The organism is Thioalkalivibrio sp. (assembly GCF_041690275.1).
In the GTDB taxonomy this organism is placed as follows: Bacteria; Pseudomonadota; Gammaproteobacteria; order Ectothiorhodospirales; family Ectothiorhodospiraceae; genus Thioalkalivibrio.
The window spans coordinates 66,321-84,134 of the sequence record NZ_JAWLHP010000002.1 but is presented as its reverse complement, the minus strand read 5'-3'; the positions used below and the strand labels follow the sequence as shown (position 1 = coordinate 84,134).

Sequence of the window (17,814 nt, the reverse complement as noted above, 5' to 3'; positions counted from 1 at the left end):
GGTTGCGTCCCCAAAGGGCCCTATCGCGGCCAGAGGCCGCTCCCACGTAGCCGCGGGATAGAATGGGGCCTCATTCGCTTCGGAGCGCAATGATGGCCACCAACGACTACCGTAACGAACACGACAGCATGGGGCCGGTCCGGATCCCGGCCGATGCCCCCTGGGGCCCCCAGACCCAGCGGGCCGTGGACAACTTCCGGATCGCTCAGCGGCCGCTGCCGGAGGCCTTCATCCGCGCACTGGCCCAGATCAAGGCGGCCTGTGCCGAGGTGAACCGCGAACTTGGGGGACTGACGGCCGAACAGGCGGCGGCGATCGTCGCGGCGGCCGACGCGATCGCCCTCGGGCAACACCGCGAGGCCTTTCCGGTCGATGTCTATCAGACCGGCTCCGGCACCAGCACCAACATGAACGTGAACGAGGTGATCGCCCATCTCGCCGCCGCGGCCGGCAGCCCCGTTCACCCGAACGACCACGTGAACCGCGGCCAGAGTTCCAACGATGTGATCCCGACCGCGATCCACGTGGCCGCGACGATGGAACTGGAACAGCAGCTGCGACCGGCACTGCGCCACCTGATCGCGGTGATCGCCCGCCGGGAACGCGAGCTCGGGGACGTGGTGAAGACCGGGCGCACACACCTGATGGATGCGATGCCGATCCGGCTCGACCAGGAACTCTCCGGATGGCGCACGCAGCTCGAACTCGGCGAGGCCCGGCTGGACGAACTGCGGCGGCGCCTGTGCAAGCTCGCGATCGGCGGGACGGCGGTCGGTACCGGCGTCAACGCACCGGAGGGCTTCGGCGAGCGCGTGGCCCGGCGCCTCTCCGAACGGCTGGAACTTCCCTTCGTACGCCAGGCGAACGGCTTTGCCGCGCTGGCGAGCCAGGACACGGCGGCTGAGCTTTCCGGCCAGCTGCGGACCCTTGCAACCACGCTGCTGAAGATCGCCAACGATCTGCGCTGGATGAACTCGGGCCCGCTGACGGGACTGGCCGAGATCAGTCTTCCGGCACTGCAGCCGGGCAGCTCGATCATGCCCGGCAAGGTGAACCCGGTGATACCGGAGGCCGTGGCGATGGCCTGCGTGCAGGTGACGGGCCTGGATGCCGCGATCGGCAGCGCCGCGCAGTCGGGCAGTTTTCAGCTGAACGTGATGCTGCCGCTGATTGCCGACGACCTGTTGACCCAGATCGCGCTGCTGGCCGCGTCGATGAACCACCTGGCCGACCGTGCGATCGCGGATTTCACCGTGAACCGCGCGCGCCTGGAAGAGGCGCTGGCACGTAACCCGATCCTGGTGACCTCCCTGAATGCCGAGATCGGCTACGAGGCCGGTGCCGAGATCGCCAAGCTGGCCTACCGGACCGGGCGTCCGATCCTCGACGTCGCCGCGGAGCAGACCGGGATCGAGCGCGAGCGGCTGGCGGCGCTGCTGGATCCGATGGGGCTTACCGGGCCGCGGTGAGGGCCGGGCGCCCCGTCGCCGGTCTTCCCGAGAAGGGGGTGGAGGCGGGTCAGGTACGGACCATCAGGGGGTGCCTGCGGGATCCGGCGTCCCGGCGGTTCGCTCCGCTCCGTGGATGCGCTCGCGCAGCCGCTGGAAGAGTACGTAGAGCATCGGGATCAGGAATACGCCAACGAGAGCCGCTGCAAGCATGCCACCGAAGACCGCCGTACCCACGCCCCGCTGGCTGGCCTCGCCGGCGCCGGTGGCGGTGATCAGCGGCACCAGCCCCATGATGAAGGCGAAGCTGGTCATCAATACCGCGCGGATCCGGAGTCGGGCCCCGTTGGTTGCCGCGTCGAGGATGGGCACACCCTGGCGTCGCTCCTCCATCGAGAACTCCACGATCAGGATCGCGTTCTTCGCCGCCAGGCCGATCAGCACCACGATCCCGATCTGCGCGTAGAGATCGTTCGAGAGCCCCGTGACCCACAGCGCCAGCATCGCACCGACGACCGCGACCACCACGGACAGGAGCACGGCAGCCGGCATGGACCAGCTCTCGTACAGCGCGACCAGGAAGAGATAGGCGAAGAGCACCGCCAGCGCGAGCACGACCACCGTCTGGCCGCCGGCCTGTTTCTCCTGCAGCGCGGTGCCGGTCCACTCGAAGCCGAAGCCGGCGGGGAGGGTCTCGGCGGACACCTCTTCCATCGCCGCCAGCCCGTCGCCTGAACTGCGTCCCGGAGCGGGTCCGCCACTGATGGTGACGCTGCGATAGTTGTTGTAGCGCTGCAGCGACTGGGGTCCGAGAATCAGTTCCGGCTCCACCAGTGCGCGCAATGCGACCATCTCGCCGTCGCGATTGCGGACGTGAATGCGGGAGATATCGTCGATGCGCTCGCGATCCTCCGCTTCACCCTGAACGTTCACCTGCCAGACGCGGCCGAACCGGTTGATGTCGTTCACATAGGCGCCGCCGAGCGTGGCCTGCAGCGCGGAGAAGATGTCTCCGATCTGCACACCGAGGGCCTGTGCCTTGTCGCGGTCGATGTGCAGGTAGATCTGCGGATTGTCCGTCGCCCACGTGGAGTAGACGGCGCCGAGATCGGGGTGCTGGTTGGCGGCGAAGACCAGCGCGCGCATCGTGGCGGCGAGCTCTTCCGGCGGCCGCCCCTGAAGGTCCTGCAGCTGGAGTTCGAATCCGCCGCCGGTCCCGAGGCCGACCACGGGGGGCAGGTTGAACGGCATCACCCGGGCACCGGGAAGGGCATTGCCCTGTACCGCTAGCCGGCGGATTGCCGCGTCCACCTTCAGATCGTCCGTGGTGCGCTCGGAGTAGGGCTTCAGCCGACCGATCAGGAAGGCGCTGTTCGGCTGCACCGCACTGTCGAGGATGCTGAAGCCGACGACCGACAGCACATCCTCCACCGCCGGGTCCTCCGCGGCGATCGCCTCCACCTGCTTGACCACCTCGAGGGTGCGACTCACCGAGGCACCCTGCGGTAGCTGGATCTCGGCCATGTAGGCCCCCTGGTCCTCCTCTGGCAGAAAGCCGGTCGGGGTGGCCTTGAACAGGCCGAAGCTGCCGAAACCCAGCACCAGCACGATTACGCCGGCAATGGCGGAGATACGCACGAGACGGGCCACCACCGACGCGTAGCCGTCGCGCACGCGGTCGATCCCGCCGAGCACGTAGCGCATCGGGCCGCGCCGGTGCTGCGCGGGTTTCAGCAGCAGTGCGCTCAGGGCGGGGGAGAGGGTCAGTGCGTTCACCGCGGAGATCACCATCGCGAACGCGATCACCGCGGCGAACTGCTGGAACATCTGCCCGGTGATCCCGGGAATGAAGGCCACCGGCACGAACACCGAGAGCAGCACCAGCGTGATTGCGAGAATCGGGCCCGTGATCTGGGTCATCGCCTTCCTCGCGGCCTCCCGCGGCGCCAGACCCTCCTCCTCCATGATCCGCTCGATGTTCTCCACGACCACAATCGCATCGTCCACGACGATACCAATCGCGAGCACGACCGCGAGCAGCGAGATCGTGTTGATCGAGAAGCCCAGCATCAGCAGAAAGGCGAAGGTGCCGATCAGTGCCACCGGCACCGCGATCATCGGGATCAGCGTGGCCCGCAGACTTCCGAGGAACAGAAAGACCACCAGCACCACCAGCACGAAGGCCTCGAACAGGGTGTGGACGACCTTTTCCAGGCTCGCGCTGACGAATTCCGAGGTATCGTAGACCACGCGGTAGTCAATGTCCTCGGGGAAACGCTCGGCGAGATCCTCCATCGCGGCGCGCACGCCCTCGGCGACTGCCAGGGCGTTTGCCCCGGGCGCCTGGTAGATCCCGATCCCGGCGGTGTCGCTGCCGTTCAGACGTGCCACCGCGTCGGAGCTCTTCGCACCCAACTCCACCCGGCCAAGGTCCCGCACCCGCACGGTGGAGCCGTCGGGGTTCGCGCGGACCACGATCTCCTCGAATTCCTCCACCTCCGACAGGCGTCCACGGGTCTGCAGGGTGATCTGGAACTGGGCGTCCTCGCTCATCGGCTGCGCGCCGATGCGGCCGACCGCCGCCTGCACATTCTGGGCACGGATCGCCTGCACCACGTCCGTGGGCGTCAGGCCGAGCGCGGTCAGGCGCTCGGTGCTGAGCCAGATGCGCATGCTGTAGTCCTGTACCCCGAACAGCGAGACCTCGCCAACGCCGGGCACGCGCGCGAGCGTGTCGAGCAGATTGATGGTCGCGTAGTTGCTCAGGAACAGGCCGTCGTAGGTCTGCTCCGGCGAGTGCAGGGCCACCAGCTGCAGCAGCGCCGAGGACTTCTTGCGTACCGTCAGGCCCTGACGCTTCACCTCCTCCGGGAGTTGTGCCTCGGCCAGCGCCACGCGGTTCTGTACGTTCACGGTGTTGATGTCCGGATCGGTACCCAGCTCGAAGGTCACGGTCAGCGAATAGAAGCCGGCGTTGGTCGCCGTGGACTTCATGTAGAGCATGTTGTCCACGCCGTTCACCTTGCCCTCGACGGGCTGGGCGATGGTGGACTCCACGACCTCGGCGCTGGCGCCCGGATAGAAGCCGGAGACCTGTACCTGCGGTGGCACGATGTCGGGAAACTGCGCGACCGGGAGACGGGTGAGGGCAATCAGACCCGCGAGCGTGATCAGTACCGAGATCACGATCGCCAGCCGCGGCCGGTCGATGAAGAGGTGCGAGAACATCGCGTCTCAGTCCGATGTCGGTGGCTGCCAGGGCGTCGCGGTGACGCTCTGCCCGGGTCGCACCTTCTGCACACCCTCCACCACCACCCGGTCGCCTTCCGACAGCCCCGACTGCACGACCACGCGACCGTCGACCTGCTGGCCGGTGGTGACCCGCCGCACCGCTACCTGCTGCTGGTCGTCCACGACCAGCACGAACAGGCCCATCTGGTCCATCTGCAGCGAAGACTGGGGGACCAGCAATGCCGTCTGCGGTTCTCCGATTTCCAGGATGACGGTGGCGAACTGGCCCGGCACCAGAAGCCCGTCCGGATTCGGCAGGCGGGATCGCACCAGCACGGAGTCGGTGCCGGGGTCCACGGTGACGTCGACGAAATCCACTTGTCCGTCTTCACCGTAGCGGCTTCCGTCAGCGAGCCGCAGGTGGACCGTGACCGCGGCCGGATCGCCCCCGCGATCGAGCACCGCCCTGCGGTACTCCAGCAGTTCCTGCTGGGGCAGGGGAAGTTGCACGTCGATCGGATCCCGCTGCACCACGGTCGCCAGCGCGCCGGCCTCGGGGCCGACCAGATTGCCGACCGTGTACCGCGAAAGCCCGATGCGGCCGTCGATGGGCGCGCTTATTTCGGTGTATTCGAGATTGAGACGGGCTTCCTGCAGCACGGCCTCGGCCTGCGCGATGCCGGCGCGCGCGACGGACTCCGCCGCCCGCAGCTCGTCGACGCGTGCGCGGGCGATGTCATTGTTGACCAGGAGCTCCTCGCCGCGGCGCAACTGCGCCTGCGCATTCTCGTATTCGGCGCGCGCCCGTTCGAGATCGGCCTCGCGCTGCGCGAAGGCGGCCTCGTAGGCGTCGGACTCGATCCGGAACAGCGGCTCGCCGGCGGTCACGGTCTCGCCCTCGACGAACAAACGTTCCTCGAGGAATCCGCGGACGCGGGCAAGGATCTCGACCCGCTCGGCCGCGGTGACGCGCCCGACGAACTCACGGGTTTCCGTGACCGGCTCGGTCTTGAGTTGCACGACCGTGACGGCTGGCGGTGGAGCCCCCTGCGTCTCGGACGGATCCTCCGCGCCGCAGGCGCTGAGAAGGATCGCGGCACCACCCAGGACGACCCCGCGGAGCATGACCCCGGTACGCCCCGCCTGCAGACGCCCACCCCTCTTGCCCCGCATCGGCTGCAACTCCCCCTGCGCCGTTTCCGGTTGCAATCAGCGCCCGGGCGCAAACGGGCGCTTCTGACTTTAAACCTAGACTGCGAGTTGCCGCAACACGTAGGGAAGGATCCCGCCGTGACGGAAGTAGTCGATCTCCTGGGGCGTGTCGAGGCGAACCCGGGCCTGGAACTCGGTCACCGATCCGTCATCGCGCATCGCGCGAACGCTGACCCGGGAGGCACGGCCCTCATCGAGACCCTCGATGCTGAACACCTCGCGCCCGGTCAGACCCAGCGAAGCGGCATTCTCCCCGGGCAGGAAGGTCAGCGGGAGCACGCCCATACCGACAAGATTCGAGCGGTGGATGCGCTCGAAGCTCTCGACGATCACCGCCTTCACGCCGAGCAGCAGCGTCCCCTTCGCGGCCCAGTCCCGCGAAGAGCCGGTCCCATACTCCTTGCCGGCGATGACCACCAGGGGCACGCCTTCGTCCTGGTACTGCATTGCGGCATCATAGATCGGCATCTCGCGGCCATCCGGCAGGTGCAGGGTCACGCCGCCCTCCGTGCCGGGGGCGAGCAGGTTGCGCAGGCGCACGTTCGCGAAGGTCCCGCGCATCATCACCTCGTGGTTGCCGCGTCGGGAGCCGTAGGAGTTGAAGTCGGCTGGCTTCACGCCCTTGCTGGCCAGGTACTGGCCGGCCGGGCTTTCCGGGTGGATCGATCCGGCCGGCGAGATGTGGTCGGTGGTGACCGAATCGCCAAGCAGCGCCAGTACGCGCGCGCCCTCGATCTTGGTCAGTGGAACGGGCTCCATCGTGATGCCCTCGAAGTACGGCGGATTCCGCACGTAAGTCGATTCCTCCTGCCAGTCGAAGCGGTCTCCCTCGGGCGCGGTCAGGCGCATCCAGCGGTCCTCGCCGCGGTAGATATCCTCGTAGGTGGTCCGGAAGCTCTGCGCGTTCACGTTGCCGGTCACGCTGGCCTGGATCTCCGCGTTGCTCGGCCAGATGTCCCGCAGGTGCACCGCCTTCCCGAGGGCATCCTCGCCCAAGGGATCGTTCTGCAGGTCGATGGTGGTCGTCCCGGCCAGCGCATAGGCGACGACCAGTGGAGGGGATGCGAGGAAGTTCATGCGCACCTCCGAGTGGATGCGCCCCTCGAAATTCCGGTTCCCCGACAGGACCGAACTGACGATCAGGTCGTCCTTCAGTACCGCCTCGCTGATCGGCTCGGGCAGCGGGCCCGAGTTGCCGATGCAGGTGGTGCAGCCGTAACCGACCAGGTGGAAGCCCAGCGCCTCCAGGTCGGTCAGCAGGCCGGAATGCTGCAGGTACTCGGTGACCACCTTGGACCCTGGCGCCAGCGAGGTCTTGACCCATGGCTTCACCTTCAGGCCGCGTTCGCGGGCCTTGCGCGCGAGGAGGCCGGCGGCCAGCATCACCGAAGGGTTCGATGTGTTGGTGCAGGAAGTGATGGCCGCGATCACGATGTCCCCGTGATCGAGGGTGAAGTCCTCGCCGTTCATGGTGATGGTGGTCCGCGGCGTGGTGGCGACCGCCTGCTGCTCCACGCCGACCGCGGTATGGCCGCCCTCGGCCTCGAAGCGCTCCGCCTCCGCCGGCTCGGTCGCGGCAGAGGCCCGTTCCTTCAGAATGGTGTCGATCATGCCTGACACGCGGGTCCCCACCTCGCTCAGCCGCAGGCGGTCCTGAGGCCGCCGTGGGCCGGCCAGGCTCGGTTCCACGGTGCCGAGGTCCAGCTCCAGCACATCGGTGTAGCGGGCCTGCGGCGCTCCGTCCTCGCGCCAGAGGCCCTGCGCCCGGGCGTAGGCCTCGATCAGTTCAATGTGCTCCGGATCGCGTCCGGTCAGGCGCAGGTACTCGAGCGTTTCGCCGTCGATCGGGAAGATGCCGCAGGTGGCGCCGTATTCGGGAGCCATGTTCGCGATGGTCGCACGATCCGCCAGCGGCAGGTGCGCGAGGCCGTCGCCGAAGAACTCGACGAATTTGCCCACCACACCGTGCTTGCGCAGCATCTCCACGATCACCAGCACCAGGTCGGTGGCGGTCGCCCCCTCGGACAGGCGTCCGGAGAGTCTGAACCCGACGACCTGCGGGATCAGCATGGATATCGGCTGCCCGAGCATCGCCGCCTCGGCCTCGATGCCGCCGACCCCCCAGCCCAGCACGCCGAGCCCGTTGATCATCGTGGTGTGCGAGTCCGTCCCGACCAGGGTGTCCGGATAGGCGACGCAGCGGCCGTCAGGCTGGTCCTCGACGAACACGCTGCGGGCGAGGTACTCCAGGTTCACCTGGTGCACGATGCCGGTGTCCGGCGGCACCACCTTGAAGGTGGAGAAGGCCTGCTGGCCCCACTTCAGGAAGCTGTAGCGCTCGCGGTTGCGGGAGTACTCGAGCTCGGCATTGAGCTGCAGCGCGTTCACGCTACCGTAGGTGTCGACCTGCACCGAGTGGTCGATCACCAGTTCGGCCGGCTGCATCGGGTTGATCTTCGCCGGGTCGCCGCCGAGGGCAACCATCGCGTCCCGCATCGCGGCCAGATCCACCACCGCGGGCACGCCGGTGAAATCCTGCAGCAGCACCCGCGCGGGGCGAAAGGCGATCTCCTGCGCGGGCTCCGCCGCGGGGTCCCAGTCCAGCACCGCCTCGATGTCGCTGGCGCGCACCGTGCGGCCGTCCTCGAAGCGGAGCAGGTTCTCCAGCAGGATCTTCAGCGAGTAGGGCAGGCTCGCGGCCCGGCGGTCCTCGGTGATCGGGACGATGCCGCACTCGCGGCCGCCGGCGCTCAGGCTCCGGGTGAACTTGTCGGTGGGTGCGGTCATGGTGTCGGCTCCCGGGGGTCAGGTATTGAGTCGGTGCAGAAGGTCGCGCGCTTCCTGTATCAGCCGGTTGCGCCCGAACAGCAGTTTCCAGCGTGAACCGCCGGCCTGGCGCCAGAGCACGGCGGCGCGGATGCCGGCGAGCAGTGCGGCGCGGATGCGTGCCGCGACGTTCGGGTTGGAGAGGTGCGTCTGCTCTCCCTGCACGATGATCCGTGGGCCCAGCGGCGAGATGGTCTCCTGGTACACCTCGGCGAGCCGGGCGATCACGCTGTCGTGGGCGAGATTGAAGTACTCGACCTGTCGCTCGGCAGCCTTCAGTCCGTCACCGAGGGCGGAGAGCCTGTCCGGTCGTGCCTGCAGCTTGCGTTCGAGGAAGATCAGGCCGATTGCGTAGCGCGTGATTTCCATGTCCGGCGGTTTTCCGCCGGATTTCAGCTGCACGTCGATCCGCTCCAGCCCATTGCGCAGGTTGGCCTCCCCGCGGAAGATCTCGGAGGGTGTGTCGGCGTCGAAGGCGAACAGGCTGCCGATCATGATCTCGAACTCGTGATCGTCGCACTGGCCGCGCCAGGCGAGGTCCTTCACCAGCGAGGCGGTCTGGAAGATGGCCGCGAGGGCCAGGGCTCGGTTGTAGTCGCTGCGCTCCAAGAATCGCGTATCCCGCTGGGTGGAGGTTGCACAGGGCCGCCACTATACCGGAACTGGGTCGGCCGGCTCGCGTGACCGCGCCGCGATCACGGCTCCGCCGAGGCACTCCCTGCCGCGATAGAAGGCGATGGACTGGCCCGGCGCGACAGCGCGCTGGGGCGTCTCGAACGTGACCTCAAGCCCGGACGAGCCGGCTCCGAGGATGCGCGCGGCCTGCAGTGGCTGGCGGTGCCGGATCCGGGCCATGAGCGGCTCGCTGCATGCCGCCGGCCCGCGGATCCAGTGTGGTGCCGCGGTGGTCAGGCCGCGGCTGTACAGCAGCGGATGGTCGGCCCCCTGCGCGACGATCAGACGATTGTTCGCCGTGTCCTTGTCCACCACGTACCACGGCGACTCCGTGCCTCCGGCGACCCCGCCGATCCCGAGCCCCTGACGCTGCCCCGGAGTGTAGAACATCAGGCCCCGGTGGGTGCCCAGGTGCAGACCGTCCGGAGTGCGGATCTCCCCTTCCGGCGCGCGGAGGTACCGCGACAGGAAATCCCGGAAGCGGCGCTCTCCGATGAAGCAGATTCCAGTGCTGTCCGGGCGCGCGTAGTTGGGCAGCCCCAGTGCGCGGGCCTGCTGGCGGACGTCGGTCTTCAGCAGCGATCCCAGCGGGAAGAGCGCGGGACGCAGCTGCTCCTGGGTCAGGCGGCAGAGAAAATAGGTCTGGTCCTTGCCGGCGTCGGCGGCCAGGAGCAGGCTGGACGCATCGGCATCGTGGCGGACGTCCGCGTAATGCCCGGTGGCCACGTGATCGGCGCCAAGCCTGCGCGCATGTTCGACCAGTGCCGGGAACTTGATCTCCCGGTTGCACAGAATGTCCGGGTTCGGGGTTCGGCCCGCCTCGTACTCGGCGAGGAACAGTGCGAAGACCCGTTCCCGGTACCGGGCCGTGTAATTGGCCTTGTGCAGGGGGATGCCGAGCGTGTCCGCAACCTCCCGCGCGGCCGCCAGATCGGCCTCGGCGGCACAGTAGCCCGGCGCGTCGTCGTCCTCCCAGTTCTTCATGAACAGGCCTTCGACCCGATAGCCGGCCTCGAGCAGCCGTGCCCCTGCCAGCGCCGAGTCGACGCCTCCGGACAGGCCGAGGATGACCTTCGGGCGCCGGCTCATGTCCGATCGGGCACCAGTCCGCCGAGGCTCTCCAGAGGGAGCCGGACGCCTTCCTCGAAGCGCTGCAGGGTCCGCCGGACCAGCGGGCTGCGCAGGGTGAAACGCTCTGCCGCCTCTGCCAGGCTCAGCCAGTGGGTCGCGATGATCACCGGATCCCGGTCGACCGGCCCCGGCAGCGGTCGGGTCTCGCCGGTGAAGGCGACGCGGAGCGTCACCGCGCCATCCGGAAGCCGGAGCAGGTCGCAGCCGAGCCAGGAGGCGGGCAGGAAGTCGAGGCTGGTCTCCTCGCGCATCTCGCGCACCACGGCCTGCAACAGATCCTCGCCGGCCTCGAGATGTCCCGCCGGCTGGTTCAGCACGCGCCGCCCGCGGATCCGCTCCTCGACGAAGAGATAGCGCCCGGCGTCGGCGACCACCGCGGCAACGGTGACGTGGCAGCGCAGGCGATCGGTCATCGGCCGCTTGCCCGGACTGGCAGGATGATTTCGCTCATCCCGCCATGATAACGCGACCGCCCGGCGCCGGTGGTCCTCGCGGCCATGGCCCTGCGCCAGTCCTGACGAGGAAGATCCTCCGTGTCCAGCCAGCCGAGCGGGGCGGCGGGAGCGGCCCGGCAACGTGGCGAGCCACCGGACCCTGATCGTTTGTATAATCCGCCCGACCGTCAACTCGCCACCCCTGGAGCCACCATGGCCTACGAGCACATCAAGATCCCCCCCGACGCCGAACGGATCGGCGCTGATTCCGATGGCACGCTGCGGGTGCCGGACCGTCCGATCATCCCGTACGTGGAGGGGGACGGCATCGGCGTCGACATCACGCCAGTGATGCGCAGCGTGGTCGACGCCGCGGTGGACAGGGCCTACGGCGGCCAGCGCGGCATTGCCTGGATGGAGGTCTACGCGGGCGAGAAGGCGAACAGCGTGTACGGCGCCAATACCTGGCTGCCCGCGGAGACCCTGGATGCAGTGCGCGAGTTCGTGGTCTCGATCAAGGGCCCGCTGACCACGCCGGTCGGCGGCGGCATACGCTCCCTGAATGTCGCGCTGCGCCAGCAACTGGACCTCTACGTGTGCCTGCGGCCGGTGCGTTACTACCCCGGCACCCCGAGCCCGCTGCGGAGCCCGGAGAAGACCGACATGGTGATCTTCCGGGAGAACTCCGAGGACATCTACGCGGGGATCGAATACGAGGCGGGCACCGCCGAGGCCCGCAAGGTGATCGACTTCCTGCAGGACGAGATGGGCGTCACCAAGATCCGCTTCCCGGACACGGCAGGGATCGGCGTCAAGCCGGTCTCCAGCGAGGGGACCAAGCGCCTGGTGCGCAAGGCCATCCAGTATGCGATCGACAACGATCGCCCCTCGGTCACCCTGGTGCACAAGGGCAACATCATGAAATTCACCGAGGGGGCCTTCAAGAGCTGGGGTTACGAGCTGGCGCGGGAGGAGTTTGGAGCCGAGGAAATCGACGGCGGACCCTGGTGCAGCTTCCGGAACCCGCGCACCGGCCAGGAGGTCGTGATCAAGGACGTGATCGCCGACGCGTTTCTGCAGCAGATCCTGCTGCGTCCGGCCGACTACGACGTGATCGCGACGCTGAACCTGAACGGCGACTATATCTCCGATGCGCTGGCCGCGCAGGTCGGCGGTATCGGGATCGCGCCGGGTGCGAACCTCTCCGACACCGTTGCGATGTTCGAGGCCACCCACGGGACCGCTCCGCGCTACGCCGGACAGGACAAGGTGAACCCTGGCTCGCTGATCCTGTCTGCAGAAATGATGCTGCGTCACCTGGGCTGGGTCGAAGCAGCGGACCTGATCGTCAGGGGCATGTCGGGCGCGATCAGCGCGAAGAGGGTGACCTATGATTTCGCGCGCCTGCTCGAGGGCGTCGAACCCGTGTCCTGCTCCGGCTTCGGAGCGGCCGTTGTCGAACACATGGGCAGCTGAGTACTCGGCCCCGCCTTCGGTGACGGCCGGACTTCCGGCACGGACGGGCGATCGACACCATGAGGATGCAGAATGGGACGGAGCCGTCAAGGGGACGCGGACTACGGTATTTTTGCCCCGCCCGCGGGACTTGAAGAAGATGCGGCGTAAGATGTTGCAACGGCTGAAGGTGACGCCAGCGAGCCATGAGTGACTCGAAGCAGAAGACACAGCGGGACGAATCGATTGCGGTCGAGGAGTCCCGCCCGGAACTCAAGCCACCGCGAAGGTTCAAGGTGGTACTGATGAACGACGACTACACGCCGATGGAGTTCGTGGTGGAGGTTCTCGAGACCTTCTTCGGTATGGACCGGGAGAAGGCCACGCGGATCATGTTGCATGTGCACACACGGGGCAAGGGCGTGTGCGGCCTGTTCAGCCGCGACGTCGCCGAGACGAAGGTGGCACAGGTCAACGAATACGCCCGGCACCACCAGCATCCGCTGCTCTGCTCGATGGAGGAGGCCTGATCCCATGCTCGACCGTGAACTTGAATTCAGCCTGAACCTGGTGTTCAAGGATGCCCGGGAGAAGCGTCACGAATTCGTGACCGTGGAACACCTCCTGCTGGCGCTGATCTCGAACCCCAGCGCGGCGACCGTGCTGCGGGCCTGCGGTGCGGATCTGGACCGCCTGCGCGCGGAGCTGGATACCTGGCTGGATGCGAACACCCCCCGCATTCCGCCTCGGGACGGGCGGGAGACCCAGCCGACACTGGGCTTCCAGCGCGTGCTGCAGCGCGCCGTCTTCCACGTGCAGTCGAGCGGGCGCAAGGAGGTCAGCGGCGCCAACGTCCTGGTGGCGCTGTTCGGGGAACAGGACAGCCACGCGCTGCACCTGCTGGCGCAGCAGGACATCCAGCGACTGGACGTCGTCAACTACATCTCGCACGGGATCTCCAAGGTCCCGGACGAGGACCCCGCGCAGTCGCAGCCGGGGGGCGGCGAGCCCGGGACGGCACCGGGTTCCCAGTCCGGCGAGGACGGGGAGCCGAAGCAGAACGCACTGACGCTCTACGCCACCAACCTGAACGCCCGGGCGGCGAGGGACGAGATCGACCCGCTGATCGGCCGCGAGCACGAGATCGAGCGCACCATCCAGATCCTCTGCAGGCGGCGCAAGAACAATCCGCTGCTGGTCGGCGAGGCGGGCGTGGGCAAGACCGCGATTGCCGAGGGCCTCGCGAAGCGGATCGTGGATCACGAGGTGCCCGAGGCCATTGCGAACGGGACCGTGTACGCGCTCGACCTTGGGGCCCTGGTGGCGGGAACCAAGTACCGCGGGGACTTCGAGAAGCGTCTGAAGGGTGTGCTCGCGCAGCTGAAGCGACAGCCCGGCGCGGTCCTGTTCATCGACGAGATCCACACCATCATCGGAGCCGGCGCGGCCTCGGGCGGAGTGATGGATGCGTCGAACCTGATCAAGCCGATGCTGGCGAGCGGCGAACTGAAGTGCATCGGGTCCACCACCTACCAGGAATACCGGGGCATCTTCGAGAAGGACCGGGCGCTCGCACGGCGCTTCCAGAAGATCGACGTGCCGGAGCCGTCCGTGGATGAGACCTACCAGATCCTGTCCGGTCTGAAGTCCCGGTTCGAGGACCACCACAACGTGCGCTTCACACGGCCCGCGCTGCGGGCGGCAGCGGAACTCTCCGACCGTTACATCACCGACCGCTTCCTGCCGGACAAGGCGATCGACCTGATCGACGAGGCGGGCGCGAACCGTCAGCTGCAGCCATCGAAGAACCGGCGCAAGACGATCGGCGTCCAGGACATCGAGGCGATCGTCGCAAAGATCGCGCGGATTCCGCCCAAGTCGGTGTCGAGCAGCGACGTCGAGGTGCTGCGCAATCTCGAACGCAACCTGAAGATGGTGGTGTTCGGGCAGGATCAGGCAATCGAGAGTCTGAGCACCGCGATCAAGATGGCGCGTTCGGGACTCGGCGAAGAGGAGAAGCCAATCGGCTCGTTCCTGTTCACCGGCCCGACCGGCGTCGGCAAGACCGAGGTCACGAGGCAGGTCGCGCGGATCCTCGGCATCGAGCTGGTGCGCTTCGACATGTCCGAGTACATGGAGCGGCACACGGTGTCCCGCCTGATCGGTGCGCCGCCCGGATACGTGGGTTACGACGAGGGCGGTCTGCTCACCGACTCGATCCTCAAGCACCCGCACGCGGTGCTGCTGCTGGACGAGATCGAAAAGGCCCATCCGGACGTCTTCAACCTGCTGCTGCAGGTGATGGACCACGGAACCCTGACCGACACCAACGGCCGCAAGGTGGACTTCCGCAACGTGATCGTGGTGATGACCACCAACGTAGGCGCCGAGATGGCGAGCCGGCCCTCGATGGGCTTCACGCAGCAGGATCATTCAACCGACGCGATGGAGATGCTCAAGCGTACCTTCACTCCCGAGTTCCGAAACCGCCTCGATGGCGTGATCCAGTTCGGTGCACTCGATGAAGCGACCATCCTTGGAGTGGTGGACAAGTTCCTGGTGCAGCTGCAGGCACAGCTGGACGAGAAGAAGGTGGTGCTGACGGTGACCCCGGAGGCGCGCGCGTGGCTCGCGGAGCACGGTTACGACGTCAAAATGGGCGCACGGCCGATGGCGCGCACGCTGCAGGAGCACATCAAGAAGCCACTGGCCGAAGAACTGCTGTTCGGCCGGCTGGTCAAGGGCGGCGGAGAGGTGGTCGTCAGTGTCGGCGACGGCGGACTGGAACTGGAGATACGCGAGCCCGCCGTCTCCTGAGCCCGTCCGGGGCCCGGTTCAAACCGGGTCCCTTCACTTGTTGCGATAGACGATTCGACCCTTCGTGAGATCGTAGGGGGTCATCTGCACGATCACCTTGTCGCCCCGGAGGATGCGGATGTAATGCTTGCGCATCTTCCCCGAGATGTGCGCGGTGATCACGTGACCGTTTTCCAGTTCGACGCGGAACATCGTGTTCGGCAGCGTCTCCAGGATGGTCCCCTCGAGCTCGATCTCGTCTTCTTTCGCCATACAGGCCCTCGGTGTTGTGGCACGGGAGGCGTCATTATGCGGATGCGCGGCCGGAACTCAAGCGTACGCGGCATCGCGCGTTTCCGGCAGGCGCCGATTCGGGGTTTGCCGCTCGGGAATTGTTACGCATACACTACGCCATCCTCGAACGGATCAGGTTTGCCATGGAATCGCAGTGGGCAGTGGTCTTCCCCGGTCAGGGGTCACAGTCAGTGGGGATGCTGGGCACGTTGGGCGAACGTCGCCCGGTCGTCCGCGAGACCTTTGCCGAGGCCACTGCCGTGCTCGGTACGGACCTCTGGGAGCTCGCCTGCAACGGGCCGGCAGAGATCCTCAACCGGACCGAGAACACGCAGCCGGCGATGCTGGCTGCCGGTGTCGCGACATGGAGAGTGCTTGCCGAGGCCACGGACCTGCGCCCTTCGCACATGGCCGGGCACAGCCTCGGTGAGTACAGTGCGCTGGTCGCGGCGGGAGCGCTGGAGTTCTCCGACGCGGTCGCGGTGGTTGCCGAACGCGCTGCGGCAATGCAGGACGCGGTACCCGCGGGTGCCGGTGCGATGGCCGCGATCCTCGGGCTGGAGGACGAGGCGGTACGGGCGCTGTGCGTCACGCACGCCGGTGATGAGGTGCTCGAGGCAGTGAACTTCAATTCGCCCGGCCAGGTGGTGATTGCCGGATCGGCCCAGGCGGTGGAGCGGGCAGTAGCCGCCGCGCCTGCGGCGGGCGCCAAGCGGGCGGTCCGTCTGCCGGTTTCCGTGCCCTCGCACTGTGCCCTGATGCGGCCCGCCGCCGAACGGCTCGCGGCCCGGCTGGCCACTACCGACGTGAGGATTCCGGAGATCCCCGTGCTGCACAATGTAACCGCCGCCCCGGTGCAGACCGTGGAGGAACTCCGTGCCACCCTCGCCGAGCAGCTCTACCGCCCGGTGCGGTGGGTCGAAACCGTGCAGACGATGCGCGCGGGCGGCGTGCAGATCCTGGTGGAGGCGGGACCGGGCAAGGTTCTGACCGGCCTGTCCAGGCGCATCGACCGGAATCTGCAGGCGTTGGAGCTGAGCGACGAGTCGGGCCTGGCCCGTACACTGGAAGCGCTCGGGGCCTGAACGCCTCCGTCCAACCCGGGAACCGACAGGGGAAAGATCGATGTCCGACACGAGAGGCGCAGCATTGGTGACCGGTGCCAGCCGCGGGATCGGAGCCGCCATCGCACGACGCCTGGCCTCGGATGGCTGGCGGGTGGTGGGCACCGCCACCACCCCGCGCGGAGCGGAGGCCATCTCGTCGGCGTTGTCGGAGGTCGGCGCCGGCCGCGGTGCCGTGATGAACATCACCGACGCCGTTTCGATCGAGGCCGCGCTCAGCGAGATCCAGGAGCGCGAGGGTGCGGTCGAGGTGCTGGTGAACAACGCGGGCATCACCCGGGACAACCTCCTGCTGCGCATGAAGAACGAGGAGTGGGACAGCATCATCGAGACCAACCTCACCGCCGCGGCCCGGCTGACCCAGAAGATGCTCAAGGGCATGATGAAGGCGCGGCGCGGGCGCATCATCCTGATCGGCTCGGTGGTTGGCTCCACCGGCAATCCGGGTCAGACGAATTACGCCGCCGCGAAGGCGGGCCTGGCCGGATTTGCCCGGTCGCTCGCCCGCGAGGTGGGTAGCCGCAACATCACCGTGAACACCGTTGCGCCGGGCTTCATCGATACCGACATGACGCGCGAGCTCCCGGACGAGACGCGCGCGAAGCTCCTGGAGGGAATTCCGCTCGGCCGCCTCGGGCAGCCGGAAGAGGTTGCCGCCACGGTCTCCTTTCTCGCGTCAGTCGACGGTGGCTACATCACCGGGGAGACACTGCACGTCAATGGCGGAATGTTCATGCATTGATGAACCTTCAAGGGGAGGCACGAAGCCCCGGCCAACCCGGAACGGTGCGGCTCCTATGCTGGATCGAACCGGGGCTTTTCACTAGAATGGCGCTCGAAAATTGATCGCCACACATCCAGAGGGGATGCCGTACATGAGCAGCATTGAAGAACGCGTCAAGAAGATCGTTGTCGAGCAGCTGGGCGCAAAGGAAGAGGACGTCACCAATACCGCGTCATTCGTCGAGGATCTCGGCGCGGACTCACTGGATACCGTGGAGTTGGTCATGGCCCTCGAAGAAGAATTCGAGACGGAAATTCCGGACGAACAGGCCGAGAAGATCACCACGGTGCAGCAGGCGATCGACTACATCCAGGCCAACCTGAAGGACTAGGCCGTATCGGCTTCGGCCGTCCCAGTGCACTGAAGCCAGGGGCCGCTCGCGCCACGTCGAGTGCGGCCCCTCG

The 17,814-nt window shown here is 67.3% G+C and carries 14 protein-coding genes; 7 read left to right on the top strand and 7 right to left on the bottom strand.

Going from position 1 to position 17,814, the window contains the following annotated elements; genetic code table 11:
- The first annotated feature begins 92 nt into the window (after positions 1 to 92).
- Positions 93 to 1,469, top strand: a complete 1,377-nt coding sequence (locus ACESMN_RS00730) for a class II fumarate hydratase (protein ID WP_373051667.1) — start codon at positions 93 to 95, stop codon at positions 1,467 to 1,469.
- A 63-nt stretch (positions 1,470 to 1,532) separates the two neighbouring features.
- On the opposite strand, the gene ACESMN_RS00725 is transcribed toward ACESMN_RS00730, so the two are convergent.
- The 6 genes from ACESMN_RS00725 to ACESMN_RS00700 form a co-directional block, all read right to left on the bottom strand.
- The gene (locus tag ACESMN_RS00725; RefSeq protein WP_373051665.1) at positions 1,533 to 4,676 is read right to left on the bottom strand and encodes an efflux RND transporter permease subunit; all 3,144 of its coding nucleotides are present in this window, start codon (positions 4,674 to 4,676) and stop codon (positions 1,533 to 1,535) included.
- A 6-nt stretch (positions 4,677 to 4,682) separates the two neighbouring features.
- Entirely contained in the window at positions 4,683 to 5,852 is a 1,170-nt protein-coding gene (locus ACESMN_RS00720; protein WP_373051664.1) for an efflux RND transporter periplasmic adaptor subunit, read from the bottom strand.
- A 75-nt stretch (positions 5,853 to 5,927) separates the two neighbouring features.
- A complete protein-coding gene (acnA, locus tag ACESMN_RS00715) occupies positions 5,928 to 8,678 on the bottom strand; it encodes an aconitate hydratase AcnA (protein WP_373051663.1) in 2,751 nt (916 codons plus the stop codon).
- A gap of 18 nt (positions 8,679 to 8,696) precedes the next feature.
- A complete protein-coding gene (gene hflD, locus ACESMN_RS00710) occupies positions 8,697 to 9,326 on the bottom strand; it encodes a high frequency lysogenization protein HflD (protein ID WP_373051662.1) in 630 nt (209 codons plus the stop codon).
- Positions 9,327 to 9,368: 42 nt separating this feature from the next.
- On the bottom strand, positions 9,369 to 10,481 hold the full coding sequence (gene mnmA / locus ACESMN_RS00705; protein ID WP_373051661.1) for a tRNA 2-thiouridine(34) synthase MnmA: 1,113 nt from the start codon (positions 10,479 to 10,481) through the stop codon (positions 9,369 to 9,371).
- Positions 10,478 to 10,936 carry an NUDIX domain-containing protein gene (locus ACESMN_RS00700; RefSeq protein ID WP_373051660.1) on the bottom strand — a complete coding sequence of 153 codons (459 nt, stop codon included), beginning with the start codon at positions 10,934 to 10,936 and terminating at the stop codon, positions 10,478 to 10,480. The genes mnmA and ACESMN_RS00700 overlap by 4 nt, the downstream gene beginning before the upstream one ends.
- Before the next feature lie 234 nt (positions 10,937 to 11,170).
- On the opposite strand from ACESMN_RS00700, the gene icd reads away from it, so the two are divergent.
- The 3 genes from icd (at position 11,171) to clpA (ending at position 15,229) form a co-directional block, all read left to right on the top strand.
- On the top strand, positions 11,171 to 12,433 hold the full coding sequence (gene icd / locus ACESMN_RS00695; protein WP_373051659.1) for an NADP-dependent isocitrate dehydrogenase: 1,263 nt from the start codon (positions 11,171 to 11,173) through the stop codon (positions 12,431 to 12,433).
- Positions 12,434 to 12,618: 185 nt separating this feature from the next.
- Positions 12,619 to 12,942: an ATP-dependent Clp protease adapter ClpS gene (clpS, locus tag ACESMN_RS00690; protein WP_373051658.1), complete on the top strand. Its 324-nt coding sequence runs from the start codon at positions 12,619 to 12,621 to the stop codon at positions 12,940 to 12,942.
- Positions 12,943 to 12,946: 4 nt separating this feature from the next.
- On the top strand, positions 12,947 to 15,229 hold the full coding sequence (gene clpA, locus ACESMN_RS00685; protein ID WP_373051657.1) for an ATP-dependent Clp protease ATP-binding subunit ClpA: 2,283 nt from the start codon (positions 12,947 to 12,949) through the stop codon (positions 15,227 to 15,229).
- Positions 15,230 to 15,262: 33 nt separating this feature from the next.
- Here the strand turns inward: clpA and infA are convergent, their stop codons facing one another.
- Positions 15,263 to 15,481 (bottom strand): translation initiation factor IF-1, encoded by a 219-nt coding sequence (gene infA / locus ACESMN_RS00680; RefSeq protein WP_373051656.1) that lies wholly within the window; start codon positions 15,479 to 15,481, stop codon positions 15,263 to 15,265.
- Between the two features lie 164 nt (positions 15,482 to 15,645).
- Here infA and fabD point away from each other — a divergent pair, with 164 nt between their 5' ends.
- From fabD to acpP, 3 genes are all read left to right on the top strand, one after another.
- On the top strand, positions 15,646 to 16,587 hold the full coding sequence (gene fabD / locus ACESMN_RS00675; protein ID WP_373051655.1) for an ACP S-malonyltransferase: 942 nt from the start codon (positions 15,646 to 15,648) through the stop codon (positions 16,585 to 16,587).
- A 40-nt stretch (positions 16,588 to 16,627) separates the two neighbouring features.
- The gene (fabG, locus tag ACESMN_RS00670; RefSeq protein ID WP_373051654.1) at positions 16,628 to 17,368 is read left to right on the top strand and encodes a 3-oxoacyl-ACP reductase FabG; all 741 of its coding nucleotides are present in this window, start codon (positions 16,628 to 16,630) and stop codon (positions 17,366 to 17,368) included.
- Positions 17,369 to 17,501: 133 nt separating this feature from the next.
- On the top strand, positions 17,502 to 17,741 hold the full coding sequence (gene acpP, locus ACESMN_RS00665) for an acyl carrier protein (protein ID WP_373051653.1): 240 nt from the start codon (positions 17,502 to 17,504) through the stop codon (positions 17,739 to 17,741).
- The last annotated feature ends 73 nt before the right edge of the window (positions 17,742 to 17,814 follow it).